Source organism: Enterobacter sp. BIDMC109, from assembly GCF_001037885.1.
In the GTDB taxonomy this organism is placed as follows: Bacteria; Pseudomonadota; Gammaproteobacteria; order Enterobacterales; family Enterobacteriaceae; genus Enterobacter; species Enterobacter hormaechei_C.
Genome location: NZ_KQ090002.1, coordinates 2,852,092 through 2,874,329, shown reverse-complemented (window position 1 = coordinate 2,874,329; position 22,238 = coordinate 2,852,092). Strand labels below are relative to the sequence as shown.

The following is a 22,238-nucleotide window of genomic DNA, read 5'->3' as shown; positions in this document are numbered from 1 at the left end:
CTCATTTCTGTCACGGTGGATAACGCCTTGTATTATGTTTTTGCTGCTCATTTTTTGTGGCCAGCAAGGCTATCTCACCTTTAAAGATTATAAAAAAGTTATGAATAAGTTTGCTAATTCTGACCTACAGCCGCTGAAAAAAACGCGCGAAGACAAACCCTTCACGCTTTTTACGGCTGCCGTCCGTCAGGAGAACTTATCGGCTGCGGCAAAACCCCCGCTGGCGGCGGAGATTGAAGGCATTGTGCGCAGTGATGACGCCTGGCTCTCCTTCGCTGTCATCAAAACCCCGGGCGGCCAGCGAAGCTACCGCGAGGGTGAACCGCTCGCCGGGTTTAACGACGCATTTATTCAGGAAATAAACAAAGATAATGTGGTGGTTAATTATGAAGGTGCTACGCAGGTACTGGCGTTAAATAAACCGGACTATTTTAAGGGGGGCGTGGAGAGCGGCCCGGTTACAAAATCGACGAAAGATGCTGGCGCAGAGAGTGTGCATCTTGATGATTATCTGGTGTTAAAACCCATCATTGAAAAAGGCCGACTGGAAGGCTACAGGATAAACCCAAGGAATGCCTCCGCCTTTTACAGTCAGTCAGGTCTGGAAAAAGGCGATGTGGCGATTCAGGTTAACTCTGTCGATATGACCGATGAAGCAAAAGCGAAAAGCATTATTGCCAACTGGTCGAAAATGAAAGAAGCGGAGGTCATCGTACGACGTCACGCTCACCTTGAAAATATTCGGGTTAATGTTCTAAACAATTAATAAGTGTGCAGACATGAAAAAATTTCCCTGGGCGTGCGTGGCGCTGACCGCATTGTCGTTATATTCTAGTTCGCTGCTTGCAGCTAACTTTAGCGCAAGTTTTAAAAATACTGATATTCGCGAGTTTATCGATACGGTAGGTCGCAATCTCAACAAAACTATTCTGGTCGATCCGTCCGTCCAGGGAACCGTCTCGGTCAGAACCTACAACGTGCTGACGGAGGATGAGTATTACCAGTTCTTCCTGAGCGTGCTGGATCTCTACGGCCTGTCGGTGATCCCGATGGACAACGGCATGGTCAAAGTGGTGCGCTCAAGCGTAGCGCGTACCGCCGGTGCGCCGCTGGCAGACAGCAAGAACCCGGGCAAAGGTGACGAGATTATCACCCGCGTGGTGCGTATGGAAAACGTACCCGTTCGCGAGCTGGCCCCGCTGCTGCGTCAGCTCAAGGATGCCACCGGCATCGGGAATGTGGTCCACTTTGAGCCGTCCAACGTCCTGCTGTTAACCGGTAAAGCCTCGGTGGTGAACCGCCTGGTGGATCTGGTTCAGCGCGTCGATAAAGAGGGTATTAAGCGCCGCGAAATCATCCCGCTGCGCTTTGCCTCTGCCAAAGAGCTTTCGGATATGTTGAATAACCTCAACAACGAAGAGCAGAAGGGGCAGAATGCGCCGCAGCTGGCGACCAAGGTGGTGGCGGATGACGAAACCAATAGCCTGGTGATCAGCGGCTCGGAAGATGCGCGCGCGCGTACCCGTTCCCTTATCCATCAGCTGGATCGCGAGCAGAATAACGAAGGAAACACCCGCGTCTTCTATCTCAAATATGCCAGCGCCACCAAAGTGGTACCGGTGCTGACGGGGATTGGCGAGCAGCTGAAAGACAAGCCGGGCGCGGCCAAAGCGAAAACCGCGAGCGCCTCAACCGACCTGAACATTACCGCCGACGAGTCGACCAACTCTCTGGTGATCACCGCGCAGCCTAACGTGATGAACTCCCTGGAGAAGGTGATCGACAAGCTGGATATTCGCCGTCCGCAGGTGCTGGTGGAAGCGATCATTGCCGAAGTGCAGGACGGCAACGGCCTGGATCTTGGCGTGCAGTGGACCAGCAAGCACGGCGGCGTGCAGTTTGGCGCTACCGGCCTGCCAATCAGCCAGATTAAAAATGGCACCATGAAAGGGGCGAGCTTCACGGGCCTTGCGACCGGCTTCTTTAACGGTGATTTCGGTGCGCTGGTGACCGCGCTCTCCACCGACGGTAAAAACGACATCCTCTCCACGCCAAGCGTGGTCACGCTGGATAATAAAGAAGCGTCGTTCAACGTCGGTCAGGATGTGCCGGTGCTTTCCGGTTCGCAAACCACCAGCGGCGACAACGTCTTTAACTCGGTTGAGCGTAAAACCGTGGGGACCAAGCTGAAGATTGTGCCGCAAATCAACGATGGCGACATGATCCACCTGAAGATTGAGCAGGAAGTATCCAGCGTCGACAACAGCGCAACGGAAGATTCCAGCCTCGGCCCAACCTTCAACACGCGCACGATTAATAACGAAGTGATGGTCCACAGTGGCCAGACGGTGGTGCTCGGCGGCCTGATGGAAAATGTGACCAAACAGTCGGTCTCCAAAGTGCCGCTGCTCGGCGATATCCCGCTGGTCGGGCAGCTGTTCCGCTACACCTCGCAGGATACCTCTAAACGCAACCTGATGGTGTTTATTCATACCACCGTCCTGCGTGACGACGACAACTACAGCGCAGCCTCGAAAGAGAAATACGACCAGATCCGGGTGCGCCAGATGCAGCGCGTGGAAGAGAAAAAGCTCGGTATTGTCGAGCCGAGCGACAACGCCGTACTGCCAGCGTTTCCTGCCGCCAGCACTGCACCCGTGAAAACCCACGCGGCACGCAATCCGTTTAAAGAGTAAGGCGGAGGGGAAACGTGGACGAACTGACTAAAACCCTGTGTAGCAGCAACTACGCAAAAGAAAACGGCGTTCTGCTTTACAACAATGACGTCTATATCCGTGAGGACACCCCGGCATTAGCACTGCTGGAGGTGCGCCGGGTGCTGGGACGCGCGTTCGTCCCGCTCACCCTGGCGCCGGAAGCGTTTGACGAGATGCTGGCCAAAATCTGGCAGCAGAGCAGCGGCGTGTCGCAGCAGCTGGTGGACGACATGGACGCGGATATCGATCTGATGGCGTTAACCGAGGAGATCCCGGATAACGAAGATTTGCTCGATAACGATGAAAACTCGCCGGTGATCCGCCTGATCAACGCCATTCTCGGCGAGGCGGTGAAGGACGGCGCGTCGGATATTCATATCGAAACCTTCGAGCGCACCCTGAGTATTCGCTTTCGCGTTGACGGCGTGCTGCGCCCGGTGCTGCAACCGGCGCGTAAGCTCGCCCCGCTGCTGGTGTCGCGTATCAAGGTGATGTCGAAACTGGACATCGCCGAGAAACGCCTCCCGCAGGATGGCCGTATCTCCCTGCGCATCGGTCGCAAGGCCATCGACGTGCGCGTCTCGACCATTCCGTCCCAGTACGGCGAGCGCGTGGTGATGCGCCTGCTCGATAAAAGCAATCTCAAGCCCGACATCAACAAGCTGGGGCTGATTGATGAAGAGCTGGAGAAGCTGAAAGGGCTGATCGACCGCCCGCACGGGATCATCCTCGTTACCGGCCCGACGGGTTCCGGTAAAAGTACCACTCTGTACGCCATTCTTTCGGCGCTGAACGGCCACGAACGCAACATTCTGACCGTGGAAGACCCGATTGAGTACGAGCTGGAAGGGGTGGGGCAGACGCAGGTTAACCCGCGCGTGGACATGACCTTTGCCCGCGGGCTGCGCGCCATTCTGCGTCAGGACCCGGACGTGGTGATGATCGGGGAAATTCGCGACGGTGAGACCGCCCAGATCGCGGTGCAGGCGTCGCTGACCGGTCACCTGGTGATGTCGACGCTGCACACCAACAGTGCCGCAGGGGCGATAACCCGTCTGCGGGATATGGGGCTGGAGTCGTTTTTAATCGGTTCATCGCTGCTCGGTGTCATTGCCCAGCGTCTGGTGCGTCGGCTGTGTACGCACTGCCGCACCACCAGTCCGCTGGACGCCAATGAAAAAGCGCTGTTCAGCTTTATGGACGCGCCGCCAGAAGCGATTTACCGCGCGGTGGGGTGCGAACACTGCCGTCAGAGCGGCTATCAGGGCCGCGCCGGTATCCATGAATTTCTGGTGGTGGACAGCGCCATGCGCCGCGCCATCCATGAAGATAAGGATGAAATGACCCTCGAAACGCAGCTCTTTAAGCAGGCCTACAGCCTGCGTGAAAACGGGCTGCTGAAGGTGATTAGCGGCGTGACGTCTCTGGAAGAAGTCATGCGCGTCACCGCCGAGCGTGGGGGGGATGCGTAATGGCTTTCTACGCCTGGACAGCGACGGATGCCGCGGGGAAAACACAGCGCGGGACGTTACAGGCCGAGGGGCAGAAGCAGGTTCGCCAGTGGCTTCGCGAGCAAAAGCTGATGCCCGTCAGCATCACCGAAACCCGCGAAACGGCGGCTGGCGGGAAAGCGAAAACCGGAGTGAAGCTCTCCACTCCGGTGCTGTCGATGTTTACCCGTCAGCTTTCGACGCTGGTCAACGCCGCGCTGCCGCTGGAGAGCGCGTTGAAAGCGATCTCGAAGCAGACGGAAGACAAAAAGCTGGCGGCGATGGTGGTGGAGATCCGCGAAAAGGTGGTGGAAGGCCACACCCTGTTCGATGCCTTCAGCCAGTTTCCGCGCACCTTCGACAAGCTTTACTGCACGCTGGTGATGGCCGGGGAGAAAACCGGTCACCTGGGCGACGTGCTGGAAAAGCTGGCGGAGTACAACGAGCAGCGCCAGAAGATGAAAAGCAAGCTGACGCAGGCAATGGTCTACCCGATAACCCTCACCGTGGTCGCCATCGCGGTCAACAGCATCCTGCTGGTGGCGGTGGTGCCGCAGGTGATCGAGCAGTTTACCCACATGAAGCAGCAGCTGCCGATCACCACCCGGACGCTGATTGCGGTCAGTGATTTCCTGCAAGCCTGGGGCATTTATATTGTGGGCATTCTGGGGGGCGGCTTTATCGGCTTCAAAACCTGGCTGAGGAATGCCAAAAACCGTTTTCGCTGGCACAGCTGGCTGGTGAACGGCTCGCCGATTAAAAAGCTGGTCTGCGCCATCAACAGCGCCCGCTATATCCGTACCCTGAGCATTTTGCAGGCCAGTAGCGTGCCGCTGCTGGAGGGGATGTATATCGCGATGGACGGTATCGAAAACCGCTATGCCCGGCAGGTGCTGGAGCAGGCCGCCGACACCGTGCGCCAGGGGGCGTCGCTGTATGCGGCGCTGGAACAGGCGAAATTATTCCCGCCCACCATGCTGTATATGATTGCCTCCGGCGAAGAGAGCGGGGAATTAGGTAATTTAATGGACCGCGCGGCGGAAAACCAGGAATCGGCCTTACAACATCGAATTACATTAACGCTGTCGGTCTTTGAACCGGCGCTGGTGGTATCCATGGCGACGATTGTTTTATTCATCGTTCTGTCAATATTACAACCGCTTCTGCAACTTAATAATATGGTAGGTTAAATCATGGCTTTAAAACGTAAAAACCTGGCTCGCCAGGCGGGCTTTACATTGCTCGAATTAATGGTGGTTATTGTTATTCTCGGCGTACTGGCGAGTATGGTGGTGCCAAATTTAATGGGCAATAAGGAAAAAGCTGATACGCAAAAAGCAACCAGCGATATTGTCGCGCTCGAAGGCTCGCTGGATATGTACAAGCTGGATAACCACCGCTACCCGACCACAGAGCAGGGTTTGCAGGCGCTGGTGACCAAACCTGAAATCGCGCCAATCCCGAACGGCTACCGCACGGACGGCTATATCCGTCGCCTGCCGCAGGACCCCTGGGGCAATGATTATATTCTGGTAAGCCCGGGTAAACACGGCGCGGTGGACGTCTTCTCAGCCGGTCCGGACGGCGAAGCCAATACCGCCGATGACATTACCAACTGGTCTCTGGATAAGAAAGAGAAATAATGAAAAATCAACGCGGCTTTACGTTGCTGGAAATTATTCTGGCGCTGGTGATATTTGCCAGTTGCGCCATGATGGTGGTATCCACCATTCCTTCGCGCAGCGGCGCGGATATATTTGGCCAGCAATTAAAAGCGCTCGTTGATTATGGTTCAGACCGTGCGGTGATGGACGGAAATATTGTCGGGCTGGTGATCACCACCGATAAATATCAGCTGGTGACGATCGCCGATAAAAATGGCGAGCGTCACTGGGTGCCATTATCTGCCGGACGCATTAACACCAAAGGTGATTTTCCGGAAGAGATGCACGTGTCGCTCTCGCCGCAGCGCCTGGCCGCGACGGTGACGTCCGAGCCGCAGGTGATCTTTTTACCGGACGGTGAAATCAGCCGCTTTACGCTGACGCTGCAAAGTTACGACAAACAGCACCATTTCCGCGTGGTGTCGCACGGTGCGGCGCCGGTATCGGTAGAAAACGATGGCTAACGGCAACAAAAAGCAAAAGGGGATGACGCTGCTGGAGGTGATGGTCGCCCTGGTGATTTTCTCCACCGCCGCGCTGGCGCTGATGAACTCGGTCTCCCTGAACGTGCGTTTTACCCATGGCCTGGCCGATACCTTGCAGGCCAGTTGGGTGGCGGAAAACCAGCTGGCGGAAGCACAGCTCACGAAAACCGACTTCCCGGATGCTGAACAGCAGGGGACGGAAATCATGGGCGGGCGCAGCTGGAACTGGCGTAAGCAGCGGGTGAAAACCGCCGACAACGTCTGGGCGAATACCCTACGCGTGTATGCGGAAGGCGATGAGAGCCAGCCGGTTATTTCCCTGCGCATCATTCCGCCGGGAGAGAGCAAGTGAAGAAAACGCGACGCCAGCGCGGTTTTACCCTGCTGGAAATCATGATTGCGCTGACTATCTTCGCGGTGATCAGCACCCTGGCCTGGCAAATTCTGGACGGCGCGATGCGTACCAGCTCGGCGACGGATGCCAGCGCCGCAAAGCTCAACCAGCTTCAGCGTGCCTGGAGTCTGATGGAGCGTGATTTTTTCCAGCTTCAGGCGCGCGCCCCGCGTAATGAGCCGGAGCTGTTTCGTCAGGAGGGCGATACCCTTGAACTGACCACCCTGAATGGCGTGAGCGGAACGGTCCAGCTGGAGCGCGTGCGCTGGCGGCTGGAAGAGGGGCGTTTGTATCGCGACGTCTGGCCGGTCATTGACGGCCCGGCGGACGTTAAGCCTGACGAAGTGCCGATTGTCAGCGGCGTAAAATCATTGCAGTGGCGGTTTTATCGTCAGGGCTGGCTGACAGCCTGGCACGACGCCGCCCATCTGCCGGACGGCGTGGAGATTACGTTGACGATGGAAAACGGGGATACCTGGCGCTGGGTGTTCACCACGCCGGGTGATATGCCGGAGGTGGCCGCTGCCGCGGCGCCAGAGAAAGCCGCCGACGCGCCTGCGCCGACCCCGGATGCAGCGCCTTCGCCGGAGACCAGACCATGAAGCGGATCCGTCAACAACAGGGCGTCGCCCTGCTGGTGGTGCTGATTTTGCTGGTGATGATGTCGGCGCTGGCCGCCAAAATCAGCCAGCAGTTCTGCCGTAATTTGCAGAAAACGCATTATCAGGTAAGCCAGCAGCAGCTGCGCTGGGCGATGCAGGCCCAGGAAAAAGTGGTGAAGGACCGGTTACAGACCGACGCCAGCGGCGAGAGCAAGCCGCTGGCCCTGGACGGCGACTGGCATCAGCCGCTGGAGACGCAGGGTGAAGATTATACGGTCGTGAGCCAGGTGGAAGATGCGCAGGACTGCTTTAACGTCAACAACCTGTTGACCGCCGACGTCGCACCCCAGGGGCAAAGCGCTCCCGCGGTGGCGGAAAAACCGCGTAAAGAGCGGATTGTTGAACAACTCCTGACGGAAAGCGGCCTCAGCCCGGGCACGGCGGAGGCGGTCTATTTCCAGCTGGTGGATTATCTCGATGGCGACAGCACCACGGCGAAAGAGGGGGCCGAAAGCGATGCGTGGGCTGGCGTCGTGCCCGCGCGGCAACCAGCAAATCAGATGATGCGCAGCATCGCGGAAATCAAACTGCTGCCGGCGTTCCCTGTTACGGCGTATCCGAAGGTGAGCAAGCTGTTATGCGCGCTGCCGGACGCTGCCAGCAAGATCGATGTCAACACCCTGCAACCGGAACAGGCCGCCGTGCTGGCGGCCATGTTCCCGGGAAAACTCACGCGGGATGACGCCGTTCGCCTGCTGGATGCGCGTCCGGAATCGGGCTGGGAAAATATGGAAGCGTTCAGCAAAGCGCTGGAGCAGGCCTTCCCGCAGTTAAAAGACGATCTCCCGCAGGTGGCGGATCAATTTTCTATAAACAGCCGGTACTTCCGCGTGAATTACACCGGCAATACCGATGAATTAACGCTTCGCGTGGTCAGCCAGCTTCAGGTGAATAACGAAGCCGGTGAGATCGTGACGTGGCAGCGTCGTTACCGAATGATTGAATAAGAAAAGTAGAACGTTATGAAACAGGTACTTTTTGTTCGTCCCGACAGCCGCGAGGGCGGGAAAATAATGTGGTGTGAGTCCGGCAGCGAGCGCGTCGAGGTGGTCGACAGCCTGGAGATGCTGGCCGAACACCCCCTGGCTACGCGCGTTTGTCTCCTGTTGCCCGCCAGCGACATGATTTTCCGCCATTTTACGCTGCCGAAAAAGGTGGCTTCTCAGGCGATGGCTTTCTCGTGGATGGCGGAAGAGACGCTGATTGGCGACGTGGACAACCTCCACTGGACGGTACTCCACAAAAAAGGCGCCGACGTCGACGCCGTGGCCATTGACGCCGACCGCCTGCGCGCGGCATTAACCCGCTGTCAGGAGGCCGGATTAAACGTGATTCAGGCCCTGCCTGATGCCTGGCTGCTGCCTGTGACGGCAGGGGGCAGCACGCTGGTCGCGCAGGATGATGGCTACTGGCTGCGTTTATCGCCCCATGTGGCGGGTGAAATGGAGGCAACCCTGCTGCCGCTGTTAATGCAGAAAGCCGGGGTCGGGGAAGTGTGGTGCTACGGCGATGCGCCTGCGAAGGTACACGTTGACGTGCAGCATGCCTGGCAGCATCCGCTGGCGCTGATCCAGCCGCAGTGGCAAACCTGCCGCGTTAACCTGCTTCACGGTGAATTCAGCCTTAAGGCCGGTCATGGGCGGGCGGCGAAAAGTATGAAAGCGGCGATGGTGGCGGCGGGCGTGCTGTCTGTTGGTCTGCTGCTGGGGCCACGCATTGCGATGGCCTGGATGCTGGTGCAGCAGGAAAATCGGGTGCAGGAGGAGATAGTCCAGGTTTATCAGCACCATTTCCCCAGCATGCGCCAGCAGACCAATATCAAATATCACTTTGGTCAAAGCCTGAAAAAACAGAGCAAGGGATTCTTTCTTCAGCTTGATGAGCTGGAGAAAGCCCGGCAGGCAGTCCCTGCGATGGAGATCGATCTGCTGGAATACGATGCGCAGCAAAACACCCTGACGCTCAGCGTCAGCGCGCAAAACCAGCCCGCGTTGCAGGCGTTTGTTAACCAGACCCGTGAGAATTTTGATTTTACCTTACAGCCTGTTTCAACAACCGAACCGTATACCGCCATGATCGCAGGGAAACATAAATGAAAGAGCGAATCGCGCAGCTGAAAGCGCGCTATCAGAATTACAGCGCCCGGGAAAAAATTATTTTAAAAATATGTGCCGTTGCCATTGTGGGGGCAGCGGTGTATTACACAGGAGTGATCCCCTTGGATAATATGATTCAAAATAGTAAATCGACGCTTAAAAGACAAAAAGAGACGCTTAACTGGATGCGCAGTGAAATTGATAAAAATCATCTTCAGGTCCAGTTAGTCAAAACGGATAATCCGCGTACGGTGGTCGAGAACAGCGCCCATGAAATTAACCTTTCACTGACGGATGTGCGCCAGGAGGGGCAAACTTTATCGTTCGTGGTGAATCGGGTGAATGTGTATGAATTAAAAAGCTGGCTGCGCGAAATTAATCAGACCTCCGGCGTGAGACTGCAAAAAATAAACCTCACGCCGGTTGACCACCTCAGCGACGTGAAAGCGCAGGTGCAGCTCACCTGGTCAAAAAACGCATGAATACCTTCGCGCTGATACGGGACGCCTGCCCGGTAGGGTTCCCGATAATGAGTGCGATCCTGGGTGGCATTGTGGGCAGTTTTCTTGGCGTTGTCGCCGAGCGCGTACCGGGGATGGTGATGGATGAAGAGGGGAGCGGCAATCTGCTCTTTCCGGCCTCGCACTGTCCGGTGTGCCAGCACACGCTTGCGGCGTGGGAAAACATCCCGCTGCTCAGCTGGCTTTTATTACGGGGGCGCTGCCACCAGTGCGGCAGCGCGATCCCGCTGCGACTCTTTCTGGTCGAACTGATCTCCGCCTTGTTTTTTGGCATCACCGCCTGGTGCATGCCGGACGTTCAGGCGCTGTTCTCTTTGTGGTTACTGGCGGCTTTTTTACTGCCGCTGGCCATGATCGACTGGCAGCACCAGCTGCTTCCGGACTGCCTGACCCAGCCGCTGCTGTGGGCGGGGTTAGTGCTCCATGCGTTTGACCACACGTTGCCGCTATGCGATGCGCTGTTCGGCGCGGTGGCGGGCTATCTGTCGCTCTGGCTGCTCTACTGGGCTTTTCGACTGATCGCCGGACGAGAAGGTCTCGGTTACGGGGATTTTAAGCTACTGGCGGCGCTGGGCGCCTGGTGCGGCTGGCAGGCGTTGCCCTCTATTGAACTGGCGGCAGCGTTAAGCGGTATTGTCGGTTATTTCGCCGTAAATAATTTAAATAAAAATAACCTCACTATTTCTTTTGGTCCTTATCTCGCCTTTGCTGGAATAGGGGTGTTTATTAGTCAGCAAATTGCTTTCACATTTTAAATATACAGGTCAAGATTTTTTATAAATCTTTTTGATGGAGAAAGGAAAGGACGATCCTTTACGCTCAGTGTATCGTAAGAGATATAAGCTACACGGGATTTAGCTTGTATCTTTTAATGGAGGAATACAACGCAGCAACAATTTTTTGTTCACGGCACTCACGTTGGTTAAATACGCATTACGCGAAACGCATCCATGATCTCACGGAAGACATGGGTTACTACGTTATAAATAAATTTATCAGGAAATAAAAATGAAATTTATGAAGCCAAAATATCTGGCGCTCTTTATTGCGGCGGCAACCAGCTCCGCATTTGCAGCAGCGCCAGGTGCACCGACGATCGGCTATGGCAATGACAAATTTGCCCTGGTGGAAGTCGATCAGGCTGCTCAGGATTATAACAATCTTGTCAAAGTGCATAACGATGGCGTGGATGTAAAAGTTGAGTGGAACGTCTGGAGTGGTGATGCGCCAACTTCTGCGAAAGTTTTGCTGGACGGACAGACCGTATGGACCGGCGCAGCCGGTGCGACGGGCTCTGCAACGTTTAAAGTGAAAAAAGGCGGGCGTTATCAGGAACAGGTTGAAGTCTGTAACGCCAGCGGCTGTGCGAAAAGCGCCAGTAAGCTGATTATTGTGGCTGACACCGACGGTAGCCACCTGCTGCCGCTGAATACGTCTCTCCAGGAGAACAACAAAGCGTTCGCGAAGCATACCGATAAAGTGGTTGCGGCCTACTTCCCGGAGTGGGGCGTTTATGACCGTAACTTCCCGGTTGATAAGATCCCTGCGGCAAACCTCAACCACATTCTTTACGGCTTCATTCCAATCTGTGGCGGTGACGGCATCAACGACGGCCTGAAAACCATTGAAGGCGGCAACAGCTTCCGCGTGCTCCAGAACGACTGTAAGGGCCGACCTGACTATACCGTGGCGATCCACGACCCATGGGCTGCGCTGCAAAAACCACAGGCTGGCGTCTCCGGCTGGGACGACCCGTATAAAGGTAACTTTGGCCAGCTGATGGCGCTGAAAAAAGCGCATCCGGACCTGAAAGTGCTGCCATCTATCGGCGGCTGGACGCTCTCCGATCCCTTCTTCCACATGGGTGACCCGGCTATCCGCGCACGCTTTGTCTCTTCTGTGAAAGAGTTCCTCCAGACCTGGAAATTCTTTGACGGCGTGGATATCGACTGGGAATTCCCTGGCGGCGGCGGTGTGAGCGAAAACCTGGGCAATCCGCAGCAGGATAAAGCGACCTATACCGCGCTGATGCATGACCTGCGCACCATGCTGAACGAGCTCTCTGCACAGACGGGCCGTACCTATGAACTGACCAGCGCCATCGGTGCAGGTCGCGATAAGATCGAAGACGTGGATTACACTGCCGCTCAGCAGTACCTCGACCACATCTTCCTGATGAGCTATGACTTCTACGGCGGCTGGAGCAACACCGTTCTCGGCCACCAGGCGGCGCTGCGCGCGCCAGCATGGCGTCCGGACACTGACTACACCACTGAAAATGGCGTTAACGCGCTGCTTTCCCAGGGCGTACAACCAGGCAAGATCGTGGTGGGTGCGGGAATGTATGGCCGCGGCTGGACCGGCGTGCATGGCTACACCGGTAACAATCCTTTCACCGGCACCGCTACAGGTATGGTGAAAGGGACCTGGGAACCCGGTGTGGTTGACTATCGTCAGATCGTTAACGAATACAAAGGCAAACCAGGCTGGGAATACGGCTACGACGCTGATGCGGAAGCCCCTTACGTCTTCAACAAAACTACCGGCGACCTGATCACGTACGAAGATGCGCGTTCAACCACGGCGAAAGGTAAGTATGTTCTGGCGAATAAACTGGGTGGCCTGTTCGCATGGTCTATCGACTCTGACACCGGTGACATCCTGAACGCGATGAACGAAAGCCTGCTGGGCGGCGACGCTACGCCGGTTGATCCGGAGGTCACCAACCACGCGCCAATCGCGTCCTCTGCCGATCAGAACGTGTCTGGCCCGGTAACCGTCACGCTCGATGGCTCTGCTTCAAGCGATCCTGATGGCGATGCGATTACCTACAAATGGACTCAGGTCTCTGGTCCGTCGGTCACCATCACCAACAGCACCAAAGCGAAAGCGACCTTTAACGTTGCCGCCGCGACGTCCGACCAGACCATGGTGTTCCGCCTGACGGTGACCGATGCAAAAGGCCTGAGCAACGCGATTGATGTCCAGGTGGTGAACAAGGCGCCGAAAGCTAACCAGGCACCGGTTTTAAACCCAATGGAAGCGATCACGCTTGAATCAGGTGAAACCTATGCGCTGCATGCCCAGGCCGCGGATCCAGACGGAGATGCGTTGACCTACGCCTGGAGTGTACCAGCAGATATGCACGCTACCGGGACTGACTCCGCGAACGTGAACATCACTGCGCCGGAAGTGAGCTCGACGTCTACCTACACCCTGAGCGTGGTGGTGAGCGACGGTAAGACCAGCGTGCAGTCTAACGTCCAGGTCACCGTGAATCCGAAAGCGGCGCCTGCACCTGTGCCAGATGACGAAGACACTAACCCGGCGGATGACGTTACCCCGCCGGCTGATGATGTGACTCCACCGTCTGACAAAGGGAGCTGCGATGCGCCTGTGGATGCTAACGCCAGCAAATATGCGGCATGGGAATCCAGCAAAATCTACAACGGTGGCGATACCGTAAGCTTCGACCATCTGGTGTGGAAAGCGAAGTACTGGACTCAGGGCAATCAGCCTGGCTTCGGTGTGGATGCATGGGAGCTGGTGAGCAACGTGAAGATGAACTGGCGTTCTGACCTGGTCTACAACGGCGGCGACACCACCACCTATGAAGGAAACGTTTACCGTGCGAAATGGTGGACCCGTGGTGATAATCCAGCCAACAGCGACGTATGGGTAAAAGAAGGCGCATCAACAGACTGCAAATAATCTAACCCATTAATGACTCCCCCTTTTAGAGGGGGAGTGATTCAAAATTCATTTTACAGGATGTTGGTAAGGAGAAATAACCGAAACTGTCAGCAGGTAAAAATGAAAAAGTTGATTTTGTTGTTATTGATAATAAGCCAAAGCGCTCTGGCAAACTGTTGGAATAAAGCGGCGCATTATTATCATGTCGACCCTTATTTACTGTACGCGATAGCGAATGTGGAATCCGGAATGAACCCGTATGCGGTTGGGCAAAACCGCGATGGCACGCGGGATGTCGGGCTGATGCAAATCAACAGTTCGCATTTTACCGCGCTGGAAAGCAGAGGAATCGACGAATACCGGTTAATCACGGAGCCATGTACTTCGATCATGGTCGGGGCTTCTATCCTCGCCGGGATGATCAGGGTGTATGGCTATAACTGGGAAGCCGTTGGCGCATATAACGCCGGACTGAAAAAAGAAAATTATCCGCAGAGGATGAAATATGCCCATAAGGTCTGGGCCAAATATCAGCAACTCAAATTAGCAGCACGTTATTAACGTTTTTTATTTTTGAAGAATTCCTGAAGGTGTTCTTCGAAAAGTGAAAACAGCTGAATGTGGTTTATGTATTAACGGAGTAATACCTAAGCCGGGATTATAACATTTAATTTTAAACGAACAGGAAAACTGAAATGAACAAAAGGACGTTACTGAGTGTACTCATTGCGGGAGCCTGCGTGGCGCCACTCATGGCTCAGGCTGCTAACCTGAAGGAGACCAGCAGTGAGCCGTACACCATCAAAGCCAGCGATCTGGCGAAGAAAGAGAAGGAACTGACGGACTTCCCGCTGATGGCTTCGGTTAAAGAGACCATCCAGACGCTGGATAACGCGCAGGTTGAATTGATTGAGCCAGGCCGGGCGGCGAACCCGGACAACGTTAAACGCGTTGAAGGGATTGTGAAAGCCAGCGACTGGGAATATCTCTTCCCGCTGCGCGCGCAGGCCTATACCTACAGCAACTTCCTGAAAGCCGTGGGTAAATTCCCGGCGCTGTGTAAGACCTACAATGACGGTCGTGACAGCGACGCCATCTGCCGCAAAGAACTGGCCACCATGTTTGCCCACTTTGCCCAGGAGACCGGCGGCCACGAAAGCTGGCGTCCGGAAGCCGAATGGCGTCAGGCGCTGGTCCACGTACGTGAAATGGGCTGGAGCGAAGGGCAGAAGGGCGGTTATAACGGCGAATGTAACCCGGACGTCTGGCAGGGGCAGACCTGGCCTTGCGGTAAAGATAAAGACGGCGATTTCCTGAGCTACTTCGGTCGTGGTGCGAAACAGTTGTCCTACAATTACAACTACGGCCCATTCTCTGAAGCGATGTACGGCGACGTGCGTACGCTGCTCGACAAACCTGAGCTGGTGGCGGACACCTGGCTGAACCTGGCGAGTGCGATCTTCTTCTTCGCCTATCCGCAGCCGCCAAAACCAAGCATGTTGCAGGTGATCGACGGTACATGGCAGCCGAACGATCACGATAAAGCCAACGGTCTGGTTCCGGGCTTTGGTGTGACCACCCAGATCATCAACGGCGGCGTTGAGTGCGACGGCCCGACTGAAATTGCGCAGTCTCAAAACCGTATCAAGTACTACAAAGAGTTCGCGAACTACCTGAAAGTGCCTGTTCCGGCGAACGAAGTGTTGGGTTGCGCCAACATGAAGCAGTTCGACGAAGGTGGCGCAGGCGCCCTGAAGATTTACTGGGAACAGGACTGGGGATGGAGCGCGGATACTCCGGACGGCAAAACCTACTCTTGCCAGCTGGTGGGTTACCAGACCCCGTTCAGCGCATTTAAAGACGGTGACTACAGCAAGTGCGTGCAGCACTTCTTTAACGTGAAAATTGTTAACGACGAGGGTTCTTCCGAGACCCCGGACGAAACGCCGGTCACGCCAACACCGACGCCATCCGACGATGAAACGCCGGCACCAACCCCAACGCCGGATGAAACGCCGGTTGTGGTGAACCACGCGCCGGTTGCGCAGATTGCCGGTCCGATCGGTGCAGTGGAAGCGGGTGCGCAGGTTTCTCTGAGCGCCGAAGGCTCTACCGATCCAGATGGTAACACGCTGACGTATACCTGGCGTTCCCAGGATGGTCAGACTGTTACCGGTCAGGACAAAGCGGTTGTGACCTTTACAGCACCAGAGTCTGCGACGGCGCAGCAGTATGAAGTGAGCCTGACCGTTAGCGATGGCGAACTGAGCAGCACCACGTCTTACCTGCTGAACGTGAAAGCGAAAGCGGCAACGCCATCCGGAGAAGATACGTCTTACCCGGCATGGAGCGCGAACAGCAAGTACAACGCCGGTGATATCGTGAACAACCACGGTAAACTATTCCAGTGCAAACCGTTCCCGTACAGCGGCTGGTGTAACAATGCGCCGACGTACTATGAACCTGGCGCAGGTCTGGCATGGGCTGAAGCCTGGACGGCATTATAAACAGCAAACGGCAACCCCCAGGGTTGCCGTTTTAGTGTCTGCACCCTCTCCCTGTGGGAGAGGGCCGGGGTGAAGGCATCAGTCCGCACTCTCTGTTTTTTGCCGGGTGGCGCTGCGCTTACCCGGCCTACATGAGGCTGGAACGCTTACCGGTGCAACTTCCCGTGATCCCGTAACCACGCCGCCGTACGCACTATCCCTTTATCCAGCGATACAATCGGTTTATATCCCAGCTCGTTCTCCGCCCGCGAAATATCCAGCGTAAAATCAAAGTTGAGCTTCGATACACCGTAATGCGTCAGCGCAGGCTCTTTCGCCGATTTACTGCCAAAGCGCTCCATGCTGCGGGCAATCATGTCCAGCATCGGGTAAGGAACAGAACGGATCCGGCAGTCGATTTTTAACTCGTCAATCAGCCTTTGCACAATGCTGCGCAGGGTACAGGGTTCGCCGTTGGTGATGTTGTACGCGCGGCCCGACACCAGCTTATCGCATTCCGGCTGGCTCGCCAGCCACATGGCGTGAACGGCATTTTCGTAATAGGTCATGTCCACCAGCGCATCGCCGCCGCGCGGTAACAGCACGCTGCCGTAGTGGTGCATCATCTGGGCCAGTCGCGGGATAAAGACTTTGTCGTGCGGCCCAAACAGGCTCTGCGGACGCAGCACGGTAAAGCGGGTGTGCGGGTTTGACTGGGCCAGCAGGTCGATCACCTCTTCGCCCGCCGCTTTACTGCGGGCAAACTCGCAGGCGAAGCGCGCCGGGCGGAAATCTTCCTGAATATCACGATGGTGGTGATAGTCGAAATAGAGCGACGGGGAGGAGATATGAATAAAGTTACGCACGCCCCAGGCGACGGCCCATTCGCCCAGACGACGCGTGGCGCGCACGTTGGCGAGATCAAAGGCTTCCTGGGTACCCCACGGAGAGGTAAAACTGGAGCAGTGCCACAGCGTATCGATACCGGCGAGCATCACCTTGGCCTGAGAGGAGACCAGCTCCGTCAGATCGGCATGGACAAATTCAGCGCCCATTTTTTGCAGGAGCTTACCCATCGCCTCATTGCGACCGGTGGCCCTCACGCTGATGCCTTTGTTGCGCAGAAACTCGACCGCATTTCGGCCTAAGCCGCTGGTCGCCCCGGTAACCAGTACCTTCATAACAATCCACTGTGTTGAAAAGAATTTCGTGCGCATTCTTTCGTGAATTACGATGTGTTGCAATGGGAAAGGTGAAAGATTAAGAGTTTTATTTAGTTATTTTCCCGCTTTTCTTCTGCCAGTTGCGCAATCCGTTTCGCCATTCCGCGGAAGATAAACAGGTGTGCCGGGATCATCAGCAACCAGTAAAACAGACCCGGCATTCCGTGAGGATGCCACCATGCCCGAACGTCCAGTTCACGATGGTCGCCGTTGTCCTTGAGGGTGAAGCAGAGCCGCCCCAGCCCCGGCGCCTTCATGCCAAACAGCAGCGCCAGCTGTTTTTCCGGCTCAACAATAATCACTTTCCAGCTGTCGACGGTATCGCCCACCTTCAGCCAGGGATGGGCAGGGCGGCCTTTTGCCAGCCGGTGACCGACCAGCAGATCCAGCGCGCCGCGCGTTTGCCACAGAATATTGCCGAAGAAATAGCGCTCTTTGCCGCCGATCTGGTTCACAACTTCCCACAGCGCTGCCAGGCTGGCCGTGGTTTTTACCGTACAGCCCGCCTGTTTCGGATAATAGCCGTACTCGGGCCGCCAGCGGGCAAACGCCTGCGCGTCATAACCCCAGTCGCTGGAGTTCACCAGCTTCTCTTCCTCTTTCAGCGTGTTGCGCACCGCGTCGTCAAAGCGGATGAGTTCCTGGGGAATTAAGGCGCGCAGCGCGAGATCGTCCGCCAGCAGATCGTGCTTCAACCCCTGGATAAGCGCTTTGGCGGTCGTCGGCGGCACGGAGGTGATCACATTCAAAAACCACACCGATATCCAGCGGGTCGGGAAGGGGATGGGGATCAGCCAGCGGTGGCGGCCACTCACCCGCATAAAATGTTCGAACTGCGCCTGATAGCTCAGCACTTCCGGACCTGCCGCCTCCAGCACGCGATGCTGCTCCGCCGGGTGATCCAGCAATGCCACCAGATAGTGGAGTAAATTCTCCAGCGCAATGGGCGTGGTGCGCGAGCGTACCCAGCGCGGCGGCGTCAGCACGGGCAGGTTGTAGACCATATCGCGCATCACTTCGAACGCGGCGGACCCCGCGCCGACGATGATCCCTGCCCGCAGTTCGGTAACGGGGATACGGGCGCTCCGCAGCGTTTCTGCCGTCAGCTGTCGGGCGCGCAGATGGTCTGACTGCTCGTGCTCAGGCGCCTGGAGCGAGCTTAAAAAAATCACCTGCTTCACCGGCGTTTGCAGCAGCGCATCACGAACGTTCATCGCCACCTGACGCTCGTGGGCGATAAAATCGCCGCCTTCGCCCATGCTGTGGACAAGGTAGTAAAGCGTATCGACCCCTTCCAGCAGCGCAGGAAGCGCTTTCGGCCAGCTAAGGTCAACGTTGTGACACGTCACGCCAGGCAAATGTAGCTTTTGCAGGCGTTCCGTGTTACGTGCCGCTGCCAGCACCTGGTGCCCCTGCTGGCTTAACGCAGTGGTCAGATGCTGACCGATATACCCGCTGGCGCCGAGCACCAGAATACGTTGCGGCACGGTATGCTCCTTAACGCTGTAAAAATGCCTGCCAGTGTTCCACCACCTCGGTCAGCTGCTCGCGGTTAACGTCAAGGTGCATCACCAGCCGTACGACCGGGGAGGCGTTAATCAGCACGCCTCGGGCTTTCATAAAGTCGCCCAGCGCGGCAGCATGCTCATCGCCGACGCGGACAAACAGCATGTTAGTGTCGTGACGCATGACATCAGCGCCGATTTCACGCAGCTGCGCTGCCATCCACGCCGCATTGTCGTGATCGTCTTTCAGGCGTGACACGTTATTTTTCAGGGCGTACAGTCCGGCAGCCGCCAGAATACCCGCCTGACGCATCCCGCCGCCGGTCATTTTGCGCCAGCGGTTGGCGCGCCTGATGTAGTCCGCGCTGCCAACCAGCAGGGAACCTACCGGCGTACCCAGCCCTTTAGAGAGGCAAATGGTGAACGAGTCGCAATATTGGGTGATCGCTTTCAGCTCGCAGCCGTACTCCACCACGGCGTTGAAGATACGTGCGCCGTCAACGTGCAGGCCGAGCTTACGCTCGCGGGTAAAGTCCCATGCCGCTTTCAGGTATTCGCGCGGCAGGACTTTACCGTTATGGGTGTTTTCGAGGCTCAGCAGTTTAGTGCGGGCGAAGTGAATATCGTCGGCTTTGATTTTCGCCGCGACTTTGTCCAGCGGCAGCGTACCGTCGGGTGCGGCATCGATCGGCTGCGGCTGGATGCTGCCAAGCACCGCCGCACCGCCGGCTTCGTACAGGTAGTTATGCGCCCCCTGGCCGACGATATACTCCTCGCCGCGCTCGCAGTGGCTGAGCAGCGCCACCAGGTTAGCCTGCGTGCCGGTGGGCAGGAACAGGGCAGCCTCTTTACCGCTCAGCTCTGCCGCATAGCGCTGGAGTTCGTTGACCGTCGGGTCATCGCCGTAGACGTCGTCCCCGACCGGGGCGGCCATCATCTCTTCGAGCATGGCGCGGCCCGGACGGGTAACGGTATCACTACGTAAATCAATCATTTCACATCCCTTTAATTTAAGAGGTCTTGTGAAATGTTTTACCTGAGCCAGTTGGTTTTTGCTAGTTCGATCACTTCGTCACCGCGCCCGCTGATGATGGCGCGCAGCATGTAGAGGCTAAAACCTTTGGCCTGTTCCAGCTTGATTTGAGGCGGGATCGCCAGCTCTTCTTTGGCGACCACCACATCCACCAGCACCGGGCCGTCGATGGCGAAGGCGCGTTGCAGGGCGTCGTCCACCTCTGAGGCTTTCTCCACCCTAATACCGGTGATACCGCAGGCTTCGGCGATGCGGGCGAAGTTGGTGTCGTGCAGTTCGGTGCCGTCCGTGAGGTAGCCTCCGGCCTTCATCTCCATCGCCACGAAGCCCAGAACGCTGTTGTTAAAGACCACGATTTTGAGCGGAAGCTTCATCTGCGCCACCGACAGGAAATCCCCCATCAGCATACTGAACCCGCCGTCGCCGCACATCGCCACCACCTGACGTTCCGGTGCCGTCGCCTTTGCACCCAGCGCCTGCGGCATGGCGTTGGCCATTGAGCCATGGTTGAACGACCCAAGCAGGCGACGTTTGCCGTTCATTTTCAGATAGCGCGCGGCCCAGACGGTGGGCGTTCCTACGTCGCAGGTGAAGATGGCATCGTCGTCGGCGAAGTGGCTGATCTGCTGCGCCAGATACTGCGGGTGGATCGCTTTTTCGCTCGGTTTGGCGAGATCGTCCAGCCCCTTGCGCGCATCGCGATAATCGCTCAGGGCTTTATCGAGGAATTTGCGGTCCGTTTTTTCTTCCAGCAGCGGCAGCAGGGCGGCGAGGGTGGATTTGATATCGCCGATAAGCGCCATATCCACCTTGCTGTGCGCGCCGATGCTGCCGGGATTAATGTCGATCTGGATAATTTTGGCATCCGTCGGGTAGAACGCGCGGTACGGGAACTGGGTGCCGAGCAGGATCAGCGTGTCGGCGTTCATCATGGTGTGGAAGCCGCTGGAAAAACCGATCAGCCCGGTCATGCCGACATCGTACGGGTTATCGTATTCAACGTGCTCTTTCCCGCGCAGGGCGTGCACAACTGGCGCCTTCAGCTTACCGGCAAATTCCACCAGCTCTTTATGCGCGCCGGCGCAGCCGCTGCCGCACATCAGGGCGATATTGCTGGAGTATCGCAGCAGCTGTGCCAGCTTTTTCAGCTCTTCTTCGGCAGGGGTAATGGTTGGCTGGGGCGCAGAGTACCAGTGGGTGGTGGCGGTTTCAGGTGCGGCCTTCAGCGCCACGTCCCCCGGCAGCACAACCACCGAAACCCCGCGATTCAGGATCGCCTTACGCATGGCTATCGCCAGCACCTGTGGGATCTGCTCCGGCGATGAGACCAGCTCGCAATAGTGGCTGCATTCACGGAACAGCTCCTGCGGATGCGTCTCCTGAAAATAGCCGCTACCGATTTCAGATGACGGAATGTGAGCCGCAATCGCCAGCACCGGAACATGGTTGCGGTGACAGTCGAACAGACCGTTGATGAGGTGCAGGTTTCCCGGTCCGCAGGAACCTGCACAGACGGCGAGTTCACCCGTAAGCTGCGCTTCGGCACCGGCGGCAAAGGCGGCGACTTCTTCATGGCGGGTGGGCATCCACTCAATAGTTTTCATCTTGTTAAGGCTATCGCTGAGTCCGTTCAGAGAATCGCCAGTGACGCCCCAGATACGCTTTACGCCAGCCTGCTCAAGGGTTTTCGCTATGTATGCAGCCACAGTTTGTTTCATGGTTGTCCGTCTCCTTTTTGTGATATCGCTTACAAGCTTAGAAGAAAGTCGCTGTATTGCCTGCTCAGTATTCCTTAAGTACAGGTGGTTTTTCTGCGCGACGCGCCGCCAGCGGGCTGAGGTTGGGGCGGGAGGAAGCGGGTTTGCAGACCCTTTTTTCCTGATGGTGCATAAGTTGTTGATTTTATATGGTTAGGCTGAAGGGGAATAAAAAAGGGGTTGGAGGGAGTTTTTGAGGTATTGGTTTATCAGACAAAGGGATAGATGTAGATTGCTTCAGTTCACTGCCGGGCAGGCAGCTTAGAAATACGGCGACACCGACACGCGCCAGCGTGTTTTGTTCACTGCCGGGCAGGCAGCTTAGAAATCTTGCCTGATTTGCTCATGCCTTTAGCCACGGTTCACTGCCGTACAGGCCGTAGGCACAATGTAGGCCGGGTAAACGTAGTGCCACCCGGCAAAAAGCCCGGTGGCGCTGACGCTTACCGGGCCTACAGAGGTTCCAAAGGCAAATGCGCTGGCCTGCATGGGCAAAAAGCCCGGTGGCGCTG

General features: G+C 56.6%; 19 protein-coding genes. 15 read left to right on the top strand and 4 right to left on the bottom strand.

Annotation, left to right across the window (positions count from 1 at the left end):
* The first annotated feature begins 34 nt into the window (after positions 1-34).
* The 15 genes from gspC to SK62_RS13535 all read left to right on the top strand — a co-directional run bounded on the left by gspC (position 35) and on the right by SK62_RS13535 (position 16,229).
* Positions 35-766 carry a type II secretion system protein GspC gene (gene gspC, locus SK62_RS13605; protein WP_017693723.1) on the top strand — a complete coding sequence of 244 codons (732 nt, stop codon included), beginning with the start codon at positions 35-37 and terminating at the stop codon, positions 764-766.
* 13 nt (positions 767-779) lie between these two features.
* Positions 780-2,696 (top strand): type II secretion system secretin GspD, encoded by a 1,917-nt coding sequence (gspD, locus tag SK62_RS13600; protein WP_047718686.1) that lies wholly within the window; start codon positions 780-782, stop codon positions 2,694-2,696.
* 14 nt (positions 2,697-2,710) lie between these two features.
* Entirely contained in the window at positions 2,711-4,189 is a 1,479-nt protein-coding gene (gspE, locus tag SK62_RS13595; RefSeq protein WP_017693721.1) for a type II secretion system ATPase GspE, read from the top strand.
* Positions 4,189-5,397: a type II secretion system inner membrane protein GspF gene (gene gspF, locus SK62_RS13590; protein WP_047718684.1), complete on the top strand. Its 1,209-nt coding sequence runs from the start codon at positions 4,189-4,191 to the stop codon at positions 5,395-5,397. Before gspE ends, gspF begins: the two co-directional genes overlap by 1 nt.
* 3 nt (positions 5,398-5,400) lie before the next feature.
* On the top strand, positions 5,401-5,850 hold the full coding sequence (gspG, locus tag SK62_RS13585; protein ID WP_045348023.1) for a type II secretion system major pseudopilin GspG: 450 nt from the start codon (positions 5,401-5,403) through the stop codon (positions 5,848-5,850).
* Positions 5,850-6,335 carry a type II secretion system minor pseudopilin GspH gene (gspH, locus tag SK62_RS13580; protein WP_047718683.1) on the top strand — a complete coding sequence of 162 codons (486 nt, stop codon included), beginning with the start codon at positions 5,850-5,852 and terminating at the stop codon, positions 6,333-6,335. Before gspG ends, gspH begins: the two co-directional genes overlap by 1 nt.
* The gene (gene gspI / locus SK62_RS13575; protein WP_045348025.1) at positions 6,328-6,708 is read left to right on the top strand and encodes a type II secretion system minor pseudopilin GspI; all 381 of its coding nucleotides are present in this window, start codon (positions 6,328-6,330) and stop codon (positions 6,706-6,708) included. The genes gspH and gspI overlap by 8 nt, the downstream gene beginning before the upstream one ends.
* On the top strand, positions 6,705-7,352 hold the full coding sequence (gene gspJ, locus SK62_RS13570; RefSeq protein WP_047718681.1) for a type II secretion system minor pseudopilin GspJ: 648 nt from the start codon (positions 6,705-6,707) through the stop codon (positions 7,350-7,352). The genes gspI and gspJ overlap by 4 nt, the downstream gene beginning before the upstream one ends.
* Complete coding sequence (gene gspK / locus SK62_RS13565; protein ID WP_047718679.1) at positions 7,349-8,359, top strand: type II secretion system minor pseudopilin GspK; 1,011 nt, start codon at positions 7,349-7,351, stop codon at positions 8,357-8,359. The genes gspJ and gspK overlap by 4 nt, the downstream gene beginning before the upstream one ends.
* A 15-nt stretch (positions 8,360-8,374) precedes the next feature.
* Entirely contained in the window at positions 8,375-9,508 is a 1,134-nt protein-coding gene (gene gspL / locus SK62_RS13560; protein WP_047051796.1) for a type II secretion system protein GspL, read from the top strand.
* The gene (gspM, locus tag SK62_RS13555; RefSeq protein ID WP_047718677.1) at positions 9,505-9,990 is read left to right on the top strand and encodes a type II secretion system protein GspM; all 486 of its coding nucleotides are present in this window, start codon (positions 9,505-9,507) and stop codon (positions 9,988-9,990) included. The genes gspL and gspM overlap by 4 nt, the downstream gene beginning before the upstream one ends.
* The gene (locus tag SK62_RS13550; RefSeq protein ID WP_047718675.1) at positions 9,987-10,784 is read left to right on the top strand and encodes a prepilin peptidase; all 798 of its coding nucleotides are present in this window, start codon (positions 9,987-9,989) and stop codon (positions 10,782-10,784) included. The genes gspM and SK62_RS13550 overlap by 4 nt, the downstream gene beginning before the upstream one ends.
* A 253-nt stretch (positions 10,785-11,037) precedes the next feature.
* A complete protein-coding gene (locus tag SK62_RS13545; RefSeq protein WP_047718672.1) occupies positions 11,038-13,740 on the top strand; it encodes a glycosyl hydrolase family 18 protein in 2,703 nt (900 codons plus the stop codon).
* A 102-nt stretch (positions 13,741-13,842) separates the two neighbouring features.
* Entirely contained in the window at positions 13,843-14,283 is a 441-nt protein-coding gene (iagB, locus tag SK62_RS13540; RefSeq protein WP_017384854.1) for a type III secretion system invasion protein IagB, read from the top strand.
* Positions 14,284-14,417: 134 nt separating this feature from the next.
* On the top strand, positions 14,418-16,229 hold the full coding sequence (locus SK62_RS13535) for a glycoside hydrolase family 19 protein (protein WP_047718669.1): 1,812 nt from the start codon (positions 14,418-14,420) through the stop codon (positions 16,227-16,229).
* A 146-nt stretch (positions 16,230-16,375) separates the two neighbouring features.
* Here the strand turns inward: SK62_RS13535 and SK62_RS13530 are convergent, their stop codons facing one another.
* The 4 genes from SK62_RS13530 to poxB all read right to left on the bottom strand — a co-directional run bounded on the left by SK62_RS13530 (position 16,376) and on the right by poxB (position 21,687).
* A complete protein-coding gene (locus SK62_RS13530; protein WP_047718780.1) occupies positions 16,376-17,389 on the bottom strand; it encodes an NAD-dependent epimerase/dehydratase family protein in 1,014 nt (337 codons plus the stop codon).
* A 92-nt stretch (positions 17,390-17,481) separates the two neighbouring features.
* Positions 17,482-18,918 (bottom strand): SDR family oxidoreductase, encoded by a 1,437-nt coding sequence (locus tag SK62_RS13525; RefSeq protein WP_023303382.1) that lies wholly within the window; start codon positions 18,916-18,918, stop codon positions 17,482-17,484.
* A gap of 10 nt (positions 18,919-18,928) precedes the next feature.
* Positions 18,929-19,930, bottom strand: a complete 1,002-nt coding sequence (gene ltaE / locus SK62_RS13520; protein WP_023296208.1) for a low-specificity L-threonine aldolase — start codon at positions 19,928-19,930, stop codon at positions 18,929-18,931.
* A gap of 38 nt (positions 19,931-19,968) precedes the next feature.
* Positions 19,969-21,687 (bottom strand): ubiquinone-dependent pyruvate dehydrogenase, encoded by a 1,719-nt coding sequence (poxB, locus tag SK62_RS13515; protein WP_017693711.1) that lies wholly within the window; start codon positions 21,685-21,687, stop codon positions 19,969-19,971.
* Positions 21,688-22,238 lie beyond the last annotated feature (551 nt).

What these genes read in the sequence shown, in the direction of transcription:
- gspC (WP_017693723.1), top strand. Translation starts at nt 35, where the DNA reads ATGTTTTTGCTGCTCATTTTTTGTGGCCAGCAAGGCTATCTCACCTTT.
- gspD (WP_047718686.1), top strand. Translation starts at nt 780, where the DNA reads ATGAAAAAATTTCCCTGGGCGTGCGTGGCGCTGACCGCATTGTCGTTA.
- gspF (WP_047718684.1), top strand. Translation starts at nt 4,189, where the DNA reads ATGGCTTTCTACGCCTGGACAGCGACGGATGCCGCGGGGAAAACACAG.
- gspG (WP_045348023.1), top strand. Translation starts at nt 5,401, where the DNA reads ATGGCTTTAAAACGTAAAAACCTGGCTCGCCAGGCGGGCTTTACATTG.
- gspH (WP_047718683.1), top strand. Translation starts at nt 5,850, where the DNA reads ATGAAAAATCAACGCGGCTTTACGTTGCTGGAAATTATTCTGGCGCTG.
- gspI (WP_045348025.1), top strand. Translation starts at nt 6,328, where the DNA reads ATGGCTAACGGCAACAAAAAGCAAAAGGGGATGACGCTGCTGGAGGTG.
- gspK (WP_047718679.1), top strand. Translation starts at nt 7,349, where the DNA reads ATGAAGCGGATCCGTCAACAACAGGGCGTCGCCCTGCTGGTGGTGCTG.
- gspL (WP_047051796.1), top strand. Translation starts at nt 8,375, where the DNA reads ATGAAACAGGTACTTTTTGTTCGTCCCGACAGCCGCGAGGGCGGGAAA.
- gspM (WP_047718677.1), top strand. Translation starts at nt 9,505, where the DNA reads ATGAAAGAGCGAATCGCGCAGCTGAAAGCGCGCTATCAGAATTACAGC.
- SK62_RS13550 (WP_047718675.1), top strand. Translation starts at nt 9,987, where the DNA reads ATGAATACCTTCGCGCTGATACGGGACGCCTGCCCGGTAGGGTTCCCG.
- SK62_RS13545 (WP_047718672.1), top strand. Translation starts at nt 11,038, where the DNA reads ATGAAATTTATGAAGCCAAAATATCTGGCGCTCTTTATTGCGGCGGCA.
- iagB (WP_017384854.1), top strand. Translation starts at nt 13,843, where the DNA reads ATGAAAAAGTTGATTTTGTTGTTATTGATAATAAGCCAAAGCGCTCTG.
- SK62_RS13535 (WP_047718669.1), top strand. Translation starts at nt 14,418, where the DNA reads ATGAACAAAAGGACGTTACTGAGTGTACTCATTGCGGGAGCCTGCGTG.
- SK62_RS13530 (WP_047718780.1), bottom strand. Translation starts at nt 17,389, where the DNA reads ATGAAGGTACTGGTTACCGGGGCGACCAGCGGCTTAGGCCGAAATGCG.
- ltaE (WP_023296208.1), bottom strand. Translation starts at nt 19,930, where the DNA reads ATGATTGATTTACGTAGTGATACCGTTACCCGTCCGGGCCGCGCCATG.
- poxB (WP_017693711.1), bottom strand. Translation starts at nt 21,687, where the DNA reads ATGAAACAAACTGTGGCTGCATACATAGCGAAAACCCTTGAGCAGGCT.